This window comes from Bradyrhizobium sp. SZCCHNR1051, assembly GCF_032489615.1.
GTDB lineage: Bacteria > Pseudomonadota > Alphaproteobacteria > Rhizobiales > Xanthobacteraceae > Bradyrhizobium.
Genome location: NZ_JAUEYJ010000012.1, coordinates 26,643 through 40,636, shown reverse-complemented (window position 1 = coordinate 40,636; position 13,994 = coordinate 26,643). Strand labels below are relative to the sequence as shown.

The window sequence follows — 13,994 nt, the reverse complement described above, 5'->3', positions numbered from 1 at the left end:
ACGATGAAGACATTCGCCAAGAAGCGCATCGATCTGATCATCGAGATGCCGCTGCTGCGCCGGGTCACCGAGCGCTTCGATCAGGCCGGCGTGACCGGTTACTCCGTGCTGCCGGTGATCGCCGGGCGCGGCCAGTCCGGCCCCTGGTCGGCCGGCGGCCAGGTCTCGGAGGTCGGCCAGATGGCGGCCATCATGTGCATCGTCGATGGCGGCCGCGTCGATGCCGTGCTCGACGCCGTCTTTGCCGTGGTCCAGCATCAGATCGGCCTCGTCACCGTGTCCGATGTCGAGGTGGTCAGGCCGGAGCGGTTCTGATCCGGCGCGGCGGGGATCACGCCTCCGCCGCGACCTTCAGCGCCTCGGCGCGGATCTCCTCGACCAGCCGCTCCTTGAGCGCCACGAACTCCGGCGAGGTCTTGACCTTGTAGGAGCGCGGATGCGGCAGTTCGATCTTGATGTCGGCCTTGATGCGGCCGGGCCGCGCGCTCATCACCAGCACGCGGCTGCCGAGGAAGATCGCCTCCTCAATGTCGTGGGTCACGAACAGCACCGTCTTCTGGTCGCGCTCCCAGATGCCGAGCAGCATCTCCTGCATCAGCACCCGCGTCTGGTTGTCGAGCGCGCCGAACGGCTCGTCGAGCAGGAGAATCTTCGGATCGTTGGCGAGCGCGCGGGCGATCGCGCAGCGCTGCTGCATACCGCCGGAGAGCTGCTTGGGCCAATGGTTCTCGAAACCCTTCAGCCCGATCTGCTGAATGTAGCGGTCGGCGATGGCGTTGCGCTCGGCCTCGGCCACGCCGCGCTCGCGCAGGCCAAAGGCGATGTTCTCGCGCACGGTGAGCCAGGGAAACAGCGTGTAGGACTGGAACACCATGCCGCGGTCAGCGCCGGGGCCGGTCACCTCGCGGCCGTCGAGCAGCACCTTGCCGCTGGTCGGGCGGTCGAGGCCGGCGACGATGCGCAGCAGGGTCGACTTGCCGCAACCGGAGGGCCCGAGGATGGTGACGAAGTCGTTGGTGCCGATCGTGAGCTCGACCGGCTCCAACGCGCGTGTCGGCGCATGGCCCTGGCGGGCCGGAAAGGTGCGCGTGACGTTGTTGATGACGAGCGTGGTCATGCGAGCTTCCACGGGAACAGCCAGGCGTTGAACGCCTTGAACAGGAAGTCCGAGATCAGCCCGATCAGGCCGATGACGATGATGCCGAAGATGATCTGTCCGGTGTTGAGCAACGCCTGGCTGTCGGTGATCATGTGGCCGATGCCGGAGGAGGAGCCGATCAGCTCGGCGACGATGACGTAGGTCCAGGCCCAGCCGAGCACGAGGCGCAGGACCTCGGCGATATCAGGCGCAGCGGACGGCAGCAGCACCCGGCCGATGATGCCGCGGTCGCTGGCGCCCAGCGTATACGCAGCCTCGACGAGATCGCGCCTGGTATTGCCGACAGTCACGGTGATCATCAGGATGATCTGGAACACCGAGCCGATGAAGATGATCAGAAGCTTCTGGAGCTCGCCGATGCCGGCCCACAGGATCAACAGCGGAATGAAAGCGGAGGCGGGCAGATAGCGCGCGAAGGACACGAACGGCTCGAGGAACGCCTCGACCGGCTTGTAGGCGCCCATCAGTAGGCCGAGCGGGACGGCGATGGCAGCCGCGAGCACGAACCCGCCGACGACACGCCAGACGGTCATGCCGATGTCATAGAGGAAGCCGAACTTGGTCAGCAGATCCCAGCCCTCGCGCACCATTGTCAGCGGATCGGCAAGGAAGGTCTTCGACACGTAACCGCCGAACGTCGCCAGCGACCACGCCGCGACGAAGACGACGAAGAAGGCGAGGCCGAGCGCTGTTCTTGACCTGGCGCTGACGGGATCGAGAGGTCGGATCACGGAGAAAGGCTTTCGTGGTGGAGGCGGTACGCCCGGTGTCGCGGGCTGCTGGTGGTCGATTCGAATAAATTCACTTCCGAGGGCATGATGTCTCCACATCGTCATTGCGAGGAGCGAAGCGACGAAGCAATCCAGAGTCGCACCCCGGGCCCTGGATTGCTTCGCTACGCTCGCAATGACGGATCACTCAGAGCTTAGCTCCGAGTTACTTGATGAAGCTCGCATCATACAGATCCTCGATTTTCGGGATCTGCTTGATGATGCCGACTTCGAGCAGCAGCTCAGCGGCCTCCTTGTTGAAGGTCTTGAACTCCGTCTCGAAGAACTTCTGGCTCGCCGCTTTGTCCTGCCAGCGCAGATACTTCGCCGAGTTGCCGAACTGCTCGCCACTCTGCTTCACATCCGCGCCCATGATCTCGTACGCCTTGGCCTGGTCCTTGGCGATCATGTCCAGCGCCTCGAAATAGCTGTCGGCGAGCGCCTTGGCGGCCTTTGGGTTCTCAGTCAGGAACTTCGGCGTGCAGCCGAACGTATCCATCACCATTGGATAGTCCAGCGTGGTCGCGATGATCTTGCCCTTGTCGGGGGCGGCGCGCACCGTCGACAGATACGGCTCGTAGGTCATCGCCGCATCGTTCTGGCCGGAGACGAAGGCCTGCGCGGCGGCGGCCGGCTCCAGGTTCACGATGGTGACGTCCTTCACTGTCAGGCCGTTCTTCTTGAGCATCCAGGCCAGCCCGAAATAGGGCGAGGTGCCGGGCGCGGACGCGGCGACGGTCTTGCCCTTCAGGTCCTTGATGGAAGCGATGTCGTTGCGCACGGCCATGCCGTCGGCGCCGTAGCTCTTGTCGAGCTGGAAGATCTGCTTGGTGGCGACGCCGTTGGCGTTCCAGGAGATCCAGGTCTCCACCGTGGTCGCCGCGCACTGCACGTCACCCGCCGCGATTGCGAGGTGGCGATCCTTCTGCGGGATCTTCTTGATGGTGACGTCGAGGCCGTTCTTCTTGAAGATGCCGGCCTCCTTCGCCAAGGTCAGCGGTGCGAAGCCGGTCCAGCCGGAAATGCCGATGCCGACCTTGACGTCATCGGCGTAGGCGGTCGTCGAAGTCAGGAGCGCGGCCGTTACTGCAAGTAGCCCGAATCTGCGCATCGTCATCGTCCTTTGCGGTGGGAGGAAACTGGTCGCGCGGCTCGCGCGCCGTCAAGACTGCGCGGTCCGCCTGCGTCTGCAAGCGTGCTTGCAAATCTCGTGCTCAGGCCGGGCGCGCTTGATCGTTTCATTCGCTGCCCCTGAACCGCGCCACAAGCCGATGCTGCTCGCCGGGATAGACCAGCCGCACCGCTGTGAGCGGCTGGTTCTGGCGCCAGGTGTGCCGCTCGATCACGAGGCAGGGTGCGCCGATCGCGATGTCGAGCCCATCGGCGATCGCCTCGTCGGCGACGATGGCGCTGATCGCATGCTCCGCTTCGGTCCATGGCACGTGATGTAGCAGCCAGGAGCCGGGCGGATCGACCTTGAAATTGGCCTTGGCCGCGTCGGGGACGGCATCGAGGTCGATCAGGCGATCCTCGATCGCGAATGGCAAATTGTCGGCGCTGTGCCGGCAGCGGATCGCGATCACCTTGCATGGCGTCTTGACGCCGAGGCGCTCGCGATCGGCCGCGTTGGCGGTGCGGCGCGTCGATGAGATCAGCTCGTAGCCATAGGCGCGGCCGAGCGCGCCGATCTCGGCGCGGATGTCGGGGATCTTCAGCACGGCCGACAGGAATTGCGGTCGCCGCACGAAAGTGCCGGCGCGCCGCCGCCGCTCGATCAGGTCGGCCTGGGCAAGCTCCGACAGCGCCTTGTTCACGGTCATGCGCGAGCAACCATAGTGCTCCATGATCTCGTGCTCGAACGGGATGCGATGGCCCGGCGGCCATTCGCCGGTGAGGATGCGGCGCTCGATGTCCTGCCGGATCGTCTTGTAGAGCGTGCCGGTTGCCTGCTTGGCGCTGTCATCGGCGAGGCTCATGCGAGCAGCCTCCGCACGGCTCTGTTGAAGCCGCGCCGGGCCGTGTCGCGCGAACGATGGTGGCCGCCCTGGACGACCTTGGCGCCGCCGGCCCAGACGCAGTCGATCGCGTCGTTCGACGTCGCGAAGATCCAGCCGTCGAGCAGCGCATCTTGCGTCCGCCCCGCGAGCGAAGGATGCGTCAGATCGAACGTGACGATGTCGGCACGGCCGCCCACCTGCAGCCCGGCGAGAGATTGCGCCAGCGCCTGCGCGCCGCCGGCGAGCGCGGCATCGAGAAGCGTGCGGCCCGTCGACGCATCCGGACTTGACGTCAGCACGTTGCGCTCGCGATGCGTCAGCCGCTGGCCGTATTCGAGCTGGCGCAACTCATCGCTAACGCCGACCAGCACGTTCGAGTCGGTGCCTACGCCGATGCGTCCACGCGCGCGCAAGAAGTCGCGCGCCGGGAAGATGCCGTCGCCGAGGCTGGCTTCGGTGATGGGGCAAAGGCCGGCCGTCGCGCCGCTGCTCGCGAGTGCCGCCGTTTCATCCGGCGTCATGTGCGTCGCGTGGATCAGGCACCAGCGAGCATCGACGGCATGATGATCGAGCAGCCATTGCACGGGACGCTGGGCCGACCAGGCCAGGCAGTCCTCGACCTCCTTGACCTGCTCGGCGGCGTGAATGTGGATCGGGCCGCCGTCCGCAAGCGGCAACAGCGTGCTCAGCTCATCCGGCGCGACGGCGCGCAGGCTGTGCGGCGCGATGCCGAGATTGGCGCCGGCAAGAGTGCTGATAGCCCTGCGCGACGCCGCGAGCAGCCTCTCGAAGCGATCGACATCGCAGATGAAGCGCCGCTGTCCCTCATGCGGCGCGGCGCCGCCGAACCCGCCATGCGCATAGAAGCTCGGCAGCAGCGTCAGGCCGATGCCGGATGATTGAGCTGCACCGGCGATGCGCACCGCCATCTCGGCGATGTCGGCGTAAGGCGTGCCATCGCGATCATGATGTAGATAATGGAATTCGCCGACCCGCGTAAAACCGCGCTCCAGCATCTCGACATAGAGCAGCGTCGCGACCGCCTCGACATCGTCAGGGCTCATCGCCAGCGCGAAGCGATACATCGTCTCGCGCCAGGTCCAGAACGTGTCGGTGGAAGGACCGCTGATCTCGGCAACCCCTGCCATGCCGCGCTGGAACGCGTGACTGTGCAGGCTGGCGATGCCGGGGATCGCGACCTCATGTTGCTCGTCGGCGGAGGTCGGAGGCACGCCCGCGGTGACCGACGCGATTGTGCCGTTGCTGATGACGACCTGCACGTCCTCGGCCCAACCCTTGGGCAGAAGCGCGGATGCGAAGTGCAGTGACGCCATGATCGATAAGCCCGCTGGACAGGACGGCGGAAGCGAGTTTATGTATAGACATATCGCCCGTCAAGCTTTCGTGAAGTTGGGAGGCAGCAGCATGGCCGAGCGCTTCGATCGGATCTGGCACAATGCGCGGCTCGCGACGCTGCGCGAGGGGCAGCCGGGCCTCGGCGTGATCGAGCAGGGCGTGGTGGCCGCGCGCGGCGGCCGCATCGCCTTTGCCGGCCCGCAGTCCGATTTTCCAGCCAATGCGGATGCGCCCGAGCGCATCGATTGCGAGAGCCGCTGGATCACGCCGGGCCTCGTCGATTGTCACACCCATCTCGTCTACGGCGGCGACCGCGCCCATGAGTTCGAGCTGCGCTTGGCGGGCGCGAGCTATGAGGAGATCGCCCGCGCTGGCGGCGGCATCGTCTCGACCGTCGCTGCAACGCGCGCCGCCAGCGAGGAGGCGCTGGTTGCATGCGCTCTGCCGCGGCTCGATGCACTGCTCGCCGAGGGCGTCACCACGATCGAGATCAAGTCCGGCTATGGCCTGGAAACCGCAACCGAGCTGCGGCAATTGTCCGCAGCCCGCGCGCTCGGCAGCAGGCGGCCGGTCGGCGTGCGCACCAGCTTTCTCGGCGCCCACGCGCTGCCGGTGGAGGCTGGCGGCGACAAGGACCGCTACATCGATCTCGTCTGCAATGAGATGCTGCCGGCGGTCGCAAGGTCGGGCCTCGCCGATGCCGTCGATGCGTTCATGGAAAACATCGCCTTCTCTCACGCGCAAACGTCGCGGGTATTTGCTGCGGCGAAAGCGCTCGGCCTGCCGGTCAAGCTGCATGCCGACCAACTGTCCAATCTCGGTGGCGCTGCGCTCGCCGCCGAATTCGGCGCGCTGTCGGCCGATCATCTCGAGCACACCGACGATGCCGGCGCCGCCGCGATGGCGCGCGCCGGCACGGTCGCAGTGCTGCTGCCCGGCGCCTACTACTTCATCCGCGAGACGCAGAAGCCGCCGGTCGAGCTGTTCCGCAAACATGGCGTGAGGCTGGCGCTCGCCACCGACTGCAATCCAGGCTCGTCGCCTTTGACCTCGCTGCTTCTCACAATGAACATGGCCGCGACCTTGTTTCGCATGACCGTCGACGAGTGTCTTGCCGCAGTGACGCGCGAAGGCGCCCGCGCACTTGGTCTGTCGGCTGAGACCGGCACGCTCGACGCCGGCAAATGGTGCGATCTCGCGATCTGGGACATCCGCCGTCCCGCGGAGCTGGTCTACCGCATGGGCTTCAATCCCCTGCATCAGCGCGTCTGGAGGGGCCGATGAGCACCATCATTGCAGCGCCGGGCCGCATCGGCCTGTACGATCTCGCGCAGATCTACGCCGGAGCCGCGGTCGCGCTCGATGCTTCCTATTGGCCTGACGTCGAGGCGGCGGCCGCGATCGTCGCCAAGGCGGCGCAAGGCGCCGAGCCGGTCTATGGCATCAATACCGGTTTCGGCAAGCTGGCCTCGAAGCGCATCCCGCCCGACCAAACCGCGCAGCTCCAGCGCAACCTGATCCTCTCGCATTGTTGCGGCGTCGGTCCGGCGACGCCGCAACCAATTGTGCGGCTGATGATGGCGCTGAAGATCATCTCGCTCGGCCGCGGCGCTTCGGGCGTGCGGCGCGAGATCATCGAGCAGCTCCAGGCGATGCTGGCGCACGGCGTGTCTCCGTTCGTGCCGCAGCAGGGCTCCGTCGGCGCCTCCGGCGATCTGGCGCCGCTCGCGCACATGACGGCGGTCATGATCGGCGAGGGCCAGGCCTTCCACGATGGCCGGCTGGTGCCCGGGCGCGAGGCGCTGGCGCACGCCGGCCTGACGCCGGTCACGCTCGGGCCGAAAGAAGGCCTCGCGCTGATCAACGGGACGCAGTTCTCGACGGCCTATGCGCTCGCTGGCCTGTTGCGCGCGCATGATCTGCTCAACGCCGCGCTGGTGGCCGGCGCGCTGTCGGTCGATGCCGCGATGGCCTCGACTGCGCCGTTCCGCCCCGAGATCCAGGCGCTGCGCGGTCATCCCGGTCAGATCGAAGCTGGCCGCGTGCTGACGGAGCTGCTCGATGGCAGCGCCATCCGCCTGTCGCATCTGGAAGGCGACGAACGCGTGCAGGATCCGTATTGCCTGCGCTGCCAGCCGCAGGTCGCAGGCGCCGCGCTCGATCTGTTGACGCAGGCGGCGCGCACACTGGTGACCGAAGCCAATGCCGTCACCGACAATCCGCTGGTGCTGGTCGGGACCGGCGAGATCATCTCCGGCGGCAACTTCCATGCCGAGCCGGTGGCGTTCGCTGCGGACCAGATCGCGCTGGCGCTGTCCGAGCTCGGCGCGATCAGCGAGCGGCGCATCGCCACGCTGGTCGATCCCGCGCTGAATTTCGGCCTGCCGCCGTTCCTCACGCCGGAGCCGGGACTGAACTCCGGCTTCATGATCGCCGAGGTGACGGCGGCGGCTTTGTTCGCCGAGAACAAGCAGCGCGCGCTGCCATGCTCGATCGACTCCACGCCGACCAGCGCCAACCAGGAAGATCATGTGTCGATGGCCGCGCATGCGGCGCGGCGGCTGCACGACATGGCCGACAATCTCGCTGCTATCATCGGCATCGAGCTGCTCGTCGCCGCCCAAGGCATCGAGCTGCGAGCGCCGCACGACACCAGCGCGGCGCTGTCGGCCGTCATCGGTGCGCTGCGCGTGCACGTGCCGGCGCTGGAGAACGACCGCTACATGGCCGACGATCTCGCCAAGGCGGCCGCGCTCGTCGGTGGCGGTGTGTTGGCCACGGTTGCAACGCATGCACTCGGACGCGATCCGTTTCCCAAGCTTGGATGAGAGGGACCCATGAACCGACGCCTGGACAATGCGCGGGTGATCCGCGCCCCCATTGGCAGCGACATCAGCGCCAAGAGCTGGCTCACCGAAGCGCCCTTGCGCATGCTGATGAACAATCTCGATCCTGATGTGGCCGAGAAGCCGAGCGAACTGATCGTCTATGGCGGCATCGGCCGCGCCGCGCGCGACTGGGACAGCTTTGATCGCATCGTTGCCTCCTTGCGCAAGCTCGAAGCCGATCAGACGCTCGTGGTGCAGTCCGGCAAGCCGGTCGGCATCTTCCGTACGCACCCGGATGCGCCGCGCGTGCTGATCGCCAACTCCAACATCGTGCCGCATTGGGCGACGCTCGATCATTTCAACGCGCTCGATAAAATGGGCCTGATGATGTACGGCCAGATGACGGCCGGCTCCTGGATCTATATCGGCAGCCAGGGCATCGTGCAGGGCACCTATGAGACCTTCGTCGAGGTCGGCCGCCGTCACTACAATGGTGATCTCGCTGGCAAGTGGATCCTGACCGCGGGCCTCGGCGGCATGGGCGGCGCGCAGCCGTTGGCCGCCACGATGGCGGGCGCGTCGATGCTCGCCGTCGAATGCCAGCCGAGCCGCATCGAGATGCGGCTGCGCACCGGCTATCTCGATCGCCAGGCGGCCACGCTCGACGAGGCGCTGGCACTGATGGCCGAGGCCGCCAACACCAAGAAGGCGGTGTCCGTCGGCCTGCTTGGCAACGCCGCCGAGATCTTCCCGGAGCTCGTGCGCCGCGGCGTGCGCCCCGACATCGTCACCGACCAGACCAGCGCGCATGATCCGATCAACGGCTATCTGCCGAAGGGCTGGACGCTGGCCGAGTGGGAGGCCAAGCGCGCGTCGGAGCCGAAGGCCGTCGAGCAGGCGGCGAAGACCTCGATGGTCGGCCACGTCCAGGCGATGCTGGATTTCCACGCCATGGGCATCCCGACGCTCGACTACGGCAACAACATCCGCCAGATGGCGAAGGACATGGGCCTCGCCAACGCGTTCGATTTTCCCGGCTTCGTGCCGGCGTATATTCGTCCCTTGTTCTGCCGCGGTATCGGTCCGTTCCGCTGGGCTGCGCTGTCGGGCGATCCGCAAGACATCTACAAGACCGACGCCAAGGTGAAGGAGCTGCTGCCGGACAACAAGCACCTGCACAACTGGCTCGACATGGCGAGGCAGCGCATCAAGTTCCAGGGGCTGCCGGCGCGGATCTGCTGGGTGGGGCTCGGCGATCGTCATCGCCTCGGGCTTGCGTTCAACGAGATGGTCGCCCGTGGCGAATTGAAGGCGCCGATCGTGATCGGGCGCGACCATCTCGACTCCGGCTCGGTCGCGAGCCCGAACCGCGAGACTGAGGCGATGAAGGACGGCTCGGATGCCGTGTCGGACTGGCCGCTGCTCAACGCGCTCCTGAATTGCGCGAGCGGTGCGACCTGGGTGTCGCTGCATCATGGCGGCGGGGTTGGCATCGGCTATTCGCAGCATGCCGGCATGGTGATCGTGGCGGACGGCACACCGGACGCCGCGCGGCGGCTGGAGCGCGTGTTGTGGAACGATCCGGCCACCGGCGTGATGCGCCATGCCGATGCCGGCTACGAGGACGCGATCGCGTGCGCCGAGGCCTACGGCCTCGACCTGCCGAGCCTGGCACGCTGAGGGCGTGCATTCCTCACGGGTTGAAGTGCGGCCCCTGATTGTGATCTCATGCTGACAACGCGAAGGGAACTCGTCGCGGTGCAGGGGAAGCTCATGGGGATCGCCTTCCGTTCTCGGCCATCGTCGGCCAGGACGAGATGAAGCTGGCGCTGATGATCGCTGTCGTCGATCCGAAGGTCGGCGGCGTGCTGGCCTTTGGCGATCGCGGCGCCGGCAAGTCGACCGCGGTCCGCGCGCTCGCAGCGGGCAACTAGCTCCCCTTTTCGGTTTCCTCGTCGTCGCTTTCTTCTGGTTGGCTGAGGTCATACCGATCGAGCTTGGCGTAAAGGCTTTGGCGGCTGAGACCAAGAATTTCGGCGGCCGACGTCCGATTCCCATTGGCGAGCTCGAGCGCCGCACGGACGTAATGCTGTTCAACGACCTCGACCGTGCTCTTCACCAGCTTGCGCAGCGGAGTCTTGCCGACGGATTCGTTCAGGGCGGCCAGCGCGACCCTGAGGTTGTCATGCTCCGCAGTCGGCGACAGCCGCCTGGCGACGTTGCGCAGCACCAGCGCAATCCGGGGATGGCCGTCCAGACCATAGGCCGCAGCCGAGATCTCGACCTCCGTTTCGGTGCCGAGCTCGCCTTGGATGGTCGTGGATAGCAGCCGAACGGTGCCGTGGCGCTCGACGTTGGAGATCAGGACCGAAAGGTCGGCGCCGGGGCGCGTCAACCAGCCGCTCAGCTTCTCGCCGATGACCGCCTCCGTCGACCCGATCTCGACCAGTTCCAGAAACGCGCGATTCGCGCGCTTGATGGCACCGCCGCCGTCGATGCTGATGACGGCGTCGGGGAGGTTGTCGATCAGCGCTTCGGGATTGTCCGGCACGAGGCCGGGCTGCGCAGCCTTGTCGATCGGTGCCATCTGCAGCAGGAACATCGGCCCGGCATTGCTGGTCATCAGGGATCCCCTGAGCATCCAGGGGACGGCCTCTTCGCCGAGATGGACCACGATGCCGGGCGCCTTGCCCTGGTCGCGCACGCGTCTCAGCATCTGTTCAACCAGCTCGCGGTCCGTGGCTGGAATCTCCTGCAGAAACTCGCGGCCGACCAGATTGTCCCTGCGGCGGCCGGATGTCCCCAGCGCGGAGGTCGCGGTCCGGTTGGCTTCGACGATGCGCAGATCCCGGACCTTCGTCAGCAGTACGGCCTCGTTGGAATCCTCGATCACGAGCCGGTAGCGCGTTTCGATCTCGCGCAGCTTCCAATAGTCGCGCTCGATGGTCTGCTGGGCCGAGATCAGCCGGGCCTGCAGCTCGGCCACGGCCTGCAGGTTCTTGCCGATCGCGAGCATGCCAGCCCGACCGCCGAGCAGTACAGTCGTGAATTCCATCGGAAGTTCGAGGCCGCTGGGGAAGCGCTGCGTGATCTGGCGGAATGCGGAAATGCCGGTCCGCTTGGTGTCCTGCATGATGCGTTCGATCTTCTCGCTCGCACCGTCGACGATCTCGGACCAGGGACGGCCAAGCCACACGTCGACATTTTCGGATGACATGTTGGGAGACAGCGTCGCCTCACGGATCACGCCGTCCATGTCGAGCAGTAATGTCACGTCGGCGCGTGGACCGTGAAATTCGGCCATGGTCTAGGCACCCGTTGGAGACGCTCAAGGACCACGGCCGACGCCGTCGGCGCGCATCTTGAAGGCGCTAGGTCGCATCCCGCTAACGTCTTGAGAGACTCGACAGTCCATGCTGCGCCCTCAGTGTCAAGGCTTATTTACAAGCACATACTTCCAACTGTATCCCTGCGCCCGCCGCATGCTCAAACTGCGGCTTGACCGCTCGTTTTCAGCGATCATTTCATCGACACATGGCATGACAAGTATTCATTGCACTAATCACTGTAAGGGATAGCTGCGCGAGGACTCGGAAAATCGCGACAACGCAGGATGCTGAGAGCGGGTGTGGTTGCGACGGTCGTGTTGGCAATTTCGGCCGACGGCACTCTCGGCGATCTGGGCCGAGATGGGGCTGGCGCAGGCCGCGTGAGGTCTGGTGCGCGCGCACATCGACGTGCGCGCGCACGGTGCCACCACGCCGGTCCCTCACCGTGCCGTCAACGGGGCAGGAACCGTGCGCCCTCCTTGCCGAGGAAATCCAGCATGGCCTGCGCCGGCGGCAGCAGCAGCTTGTCGGCGCGCCGTACCGCATGCCATTGCCGGATCACGGGCAGTCCGGGCACCTTCAAGGTGACCAGGCGGCCCTCGCCGAGCTCGTGCGACACCGTGTGCTGCGAGATGAAGGCGATGCCGAGGCCGGCGATGACGGCCTGCTTGATGGTCTCGTTGCTGTCCATCTCCATGCTGGTCTTGAGATGCAGACCGTGCTTCTCCAGGAAGGTCTCCATCAGCATGCGGGTTCCCGAGCCGCTCTCGCGCGTGATGAACACCTCGCCCGCGAGCTCTGCGGCCGCGATCCGTTTTCGGCGCGCGAGCCGGTGCCCCGCCGGCGCGACGATGACATGCGGATGCTTGCCCATCGGCCGCATGTCGACGGGAATGTCCGCCGGCGGCCGTCCCATGATGGCGATGTCGAGATCGTATCCTCTGAGCGCTTCGCGGATGGTGTCGCGATTGCCGATCCGCAGGGTGACGTCGATCTTGGGGAACCGTCGCGAGAATTCCGCGATGGCGAAGGGAACGAAATATTTCGCCGTGCTGACCGCGCCGATCGCGACCCTGCCGCCGCTGCGCCCCGCCAAAATGTCGAGCGCCTGCTCGCAATCCTGCAGCGCCGCCTCGACGCGTTCGGCCAGCGCCAGAACGCTGCGTCCGGCTTCGGTGAGGATCATGCCGTCGGTGGTGCGCTGGATCAGCGGCAGGCCGGCGAGCTCCTGAAGGTTGCGAATTTGCAGCGTGACCGCAGGCTGCGTCAGGTGAAGACGGCCGGCCGCGGAGGTGACCGATCCGGATTCCTGCACGGCTGCGAGCGCGCGCAGCTGGCGAATGGTGAGGTCGCGTGAGAAGCGCCGGCTCATGGAACCCTCGATATAAGGAAAACTTTTGTCGATCCAAAGATAAAGAAATTTCCCTAATCACGCAAACCGGGCCTTGATGGGGGTGCGGCACGACCCCTTCGTGCCGCACGCATCAAGCTCTCCAAAGAATGGGCTGATGGCAAGGGAGTGGCCCATGGATCATCATCAGACATTGCAGGCACATCTGGCGGCGCAGGGTGCCGACGCCGATTGTGCCGCGGTCATCGAGGCTCTGGCCGAGGCGGCGCGCGAGCTTGCGCGGCAGATCGCTATCGCGCCGCTGTCCGGCGTCGACGAAGGCGCCGCCACCGTGAACGCCGACGGCGACGTCCAGAAGGCGCTCGACATCGTCGCCGACAATCTGATGCGGGATGCGCTGCGCCGGGCTCCTGTCGCCGGCATCCTGTCCGAAGAGGTCGATCGGCCGGAAACGGTCAACGCTGCTGCCCCACTTTGCGTGGCGATCGACCCGCTCGACGGCTCCTCGAACCTGCAGAATAACATCTCGGTCGGCACCATCTTCTCGATCCGGCCGCGCGGCCGCGACGTGCTCTCCAGCTTCTTCGAGCCCGGCACCGCGCAGCGTGCCGCCGGCTTTTTCGTCTACGGACCGCAGACCTGCCTGGTGCTCGCGATCGACCGCCGCGTCGATCTCTACGTCCTGCATCCGACCTTGCACGAGTTCATGCTCGCCAAGTCCGGAATCCGCATCCCGCAGGATACGCCGGAGTTCGCCATCAACGCCTCGAACCGCCGGCACTGGAGCGGGACGGTGCGCAACTATGTCGACGAATGCCTGGCGGGCGCCGCGGGCCCGCGCGGCCGCGACTTCAACATGCGTTGGATCGCCTCGCTGGTCGCCGAGGCCTATCGCATCCTGATGCGCGGCGGCGTGTTCCTCTATCCGGCCGACTCCCGCCCCGGCTATCGTGAGGGCCGGCTGCGGCTGGTCTACGAGGCGCATCCGATGGCGCTGATCATGGAATGGGCCGGCGGCTCGGCCTCGAGCGGCCGTTCGCGCATTCTCGAACTGTCGGCGCGCTCGCCGCATCAGCGCGCGCCGCTGATCATGGGCGACGTTCGCCTTGTTCGCGACGTCGACCAGCTGCACGAGGGTGTCGAGCCGCTGTTCGAAACCAGCGATGCGCCCCTGTTCGCGCGGCGCGGCCTGTTCCGCTGAGCC

General features: G+C 66.2%; 12 protein-coding genes and 1 pseudogene. 6 read left to right on the top strand and 7 right to left on the bottom strand.

What is annotated here, in order from left to right:
- Positions 1-3 precede the first annotated feature (3 nt).
- Complete coding sequence (locus QW868_RS16160) at positions 4-315, top strand: DUF190 domain-containing protein (RefSeq protein ID WP_315733763.1); 312 nt, start codon at positions 4-6, stop codon at positions 313-315.
- A 16-nt stretch (positions 316-331) separates the two neighbouring features.
- On the opposite strand, the gene QW868_RS16155 is transcribed toward QW868_RS16160, so the two are convergent.
- The 5 genes from QW868_RS16155 to QW868_RS16135 form a co-directional block, all read right to left on the bottom strand.
- Entirely contained in the window at positions 332-1,117 is a 786-nt protein-coding gene (locus QW868_RS16155) for an ABC transporter ATP-binding protein (RefSeq protein ID WP_316230928.1), read from the bottom strand.
- A complete protein-coding gene (locus tag QW868_RS16150; RefSeq protein WP_315755491.1) occupies positions 1,114-1,887 on the bottom strand; it encodes an ABC transporter permease in 774 nt (257 codons plus the stop codon). Before QW868_RS16150 ends, QW868_RS16155 begins: the two co-directional genes overlap by 4 nt.
- 208 nt (positions 1,888-2,095) lie before the next feature.
- On the bottom strand, positions 2,096-3,040 hold the full coding sequence (locus tag QW868_RS16145; RefSeq protein WP_316230927.1) for an ABC transporter substrate-binding protein: 945 nt from the start codon (positions 3,038-3,040) through the stop codon (positions 2,096-2,098).
- Between the two features lie 127 nt (positions 3,041-3,167).
- Entirely contained in the window at positions 3,168-3,905 is a 738-nt protein-coding gene (gene hutC / locus QW868_RS16140; RefSeq protein WP_315785525.1) for a histidine utilization repressor, read from the bottom strand.
- Entirely contained in the window at positions 3,902-5,260 is a 1,359-nt protein-coding gene (locus QW868_RS16135; protein ID WP_315733755.1) for a formimidoylglutamate deiminase, read from the bottom strand. The genes hutC and QW868_RS16135 overlap by 4 nt, the downstream gene beginning before the upstream one ends.
- 91 nt (positions 5,261-5,351) lie before the next feature.
- On the opposite strand from QW868_RS16135, the gene hutI reads away from it, so the two are divergent.
- The 4 genes and pseudogenes from hutI to QW868_RS16115 all read left to right on the top strand — a co-directional run.
- On the top strand, positions 5,352-6,566 hold the full coding sequence (gene hutI, locus QW868_RS16130) for an imidazolonepropionase (RefSeq protein WP_316230926.1): 1,215 nt from the start codon (positions 5,352-5,354) through the stop codon (positions 6,564-6,566).
- Complete coding sequence (gene hutH, locus QW868_RS16125; protein WP_316230925.1) at positions 6,563-8,110, top strand: histidine ammonia-lyase; 1,548 nt, start codon at positions 6,563-6,565, stop codon at positions 8,108-8,110. The genes hutI and hutH overlap by 4 nt, the downstream gene beginning before the upstream one ends.
- Positions 8,111-8,119: 9 nt before the next feature.
- Complete coding sequence (gene hutU / locus QW868_RS16120; protein ID WP_316230924.1) at positions 8,120-9,790, top strand: urocanate hydratase; 1,671 nt, start codon at positions 8,120-8,122, stop codon at positions 9,788-9,790.
- Positions 9,791-9,897: 107 nt separating this feature from the next.
- A pseudogene (locus QW868_RS16115) lies at positions 9,898-10,035 on the top strand (magnesium chelatase ATPase subunit I); the annotation flags it as partial.
- Positions 10,036-10,040: 5 nt separating this feature from the next.
- On the opposite strand, the gene ppsR reads toward QW868_RS16115, so the two are convergent.
- Both ppsR and QW868_RS16105 read right to left on the bottom strand, forming a co-directional pair.
- Complete coding sequence (gene ppsR / locus QW868_RS16110) at positions 10,041-11,414, bottom strand: transcriptional regulator PpsR (protein ID WP_316230923.1); 1,374 nt, start codon at positions 11,412-11,414, stop codon at positions 10,041-10,043.
- A 476-nt stretch (positions 11,415-11,890) separates the two neighbouring features.
- Positions 11,891-12,811, bottom strand: coding sequence for a LysR family transcriptional regulator (locus QW868_RS16105; protein WP_315733745.1), 921 nt, complete (start codon positions 12,809-12,811; stop codon positions 11,891-11,893).
- A 136-nt stretch (positions 12,812-12,947) separates the two neighbouring features.
- On the opposite strand from QW868_RS16105, the gene QW868_RS16100 reads away from it, so the two are divergent.
- A complete protein-coding gene (locus QW868_RS16100; RefSeq protein ID WP_315733743.1) occupies positions 12,948-13,991 on the top strand; it encodes a class 1 fructose-bisphosphatase in 1,044 nt (347 codons plus the stop codon).
- Positions 13,992-13,994 lie beyond the last annotated feature (3 nt).

Coding starts and splice junctions, on each gene's coding strand:
- hutH (WP_316230925.1), top strand. CDS start 6,563: ATGAGCACCATCATTGCAGCGCCGGGCCGCATCGGCCTGTACGATCTC.
- QW868_RS16155 (WP_316230928.1), bottom strand. CDS start 1,117: ATGACCACGCTCGTCATCAACAACGTCACGCGCACCTTTCCGGCCCGC.
- QW868_RS16100 (WP_315733743.1), top strand. CDS start 12,948: ATGGCAAGGGAGTGGCCCATGGATCATCATCAGACATTGCAGGCACAT.
- QW868_RS16145 (WP_316230927.1), bottom strand. CDS start 3,040: ATGCGCAGATTCGGGCTACTTGCAGTAACGGCCGCGCTCCTGACTTCG.
- QW868_RS16135 (WP_315733755.1), bottom strand. CDS start 5,260: ATGGCGTCACTGCACTTCGCATCCGCGCTTCTGCCCAAGGGTTGGGCC.
- QW868_RS16160 (WP_315733763.1), top strand. CDS start 4: ATGAAGACATTCGCCAAGAAGCGCATCGATCTGATCATCGAGATGCCG.
- ppsR (WP_316230923.1), bottom strand. CDS start 11,414: ATGGCCGAATTTCACGGTCCACGCGCCGACGTGACATTACTGCTCGAC.
- hutC (WP_315785525.1), bottom strand. CDS start 3,905: ATGAGCCTCGCCGATGACAGCGCCAAGCAGGCAACCGGCACGCTCTAC.
- hutI (WP_316230926.1), top strand. CDS start 5,352: ATGGCCGAGCGCTTCGATCGGATCTGGCACAATGCGCGGCTCGCGACG.
- QW868_RS16105 (WP_315733745.1), bottom strand. CDS start 12,811: ATGAGCCGGCGCTTCTCACGCGACCTCACCATTCGCCAGCTGCGCGCG.
- hutU (WP_316230924.1), top strand. CDS start 8,120: ATGAACCGACGCCTGGACAATGCGCGGGTGATCCGCGCCCCCATTGGC.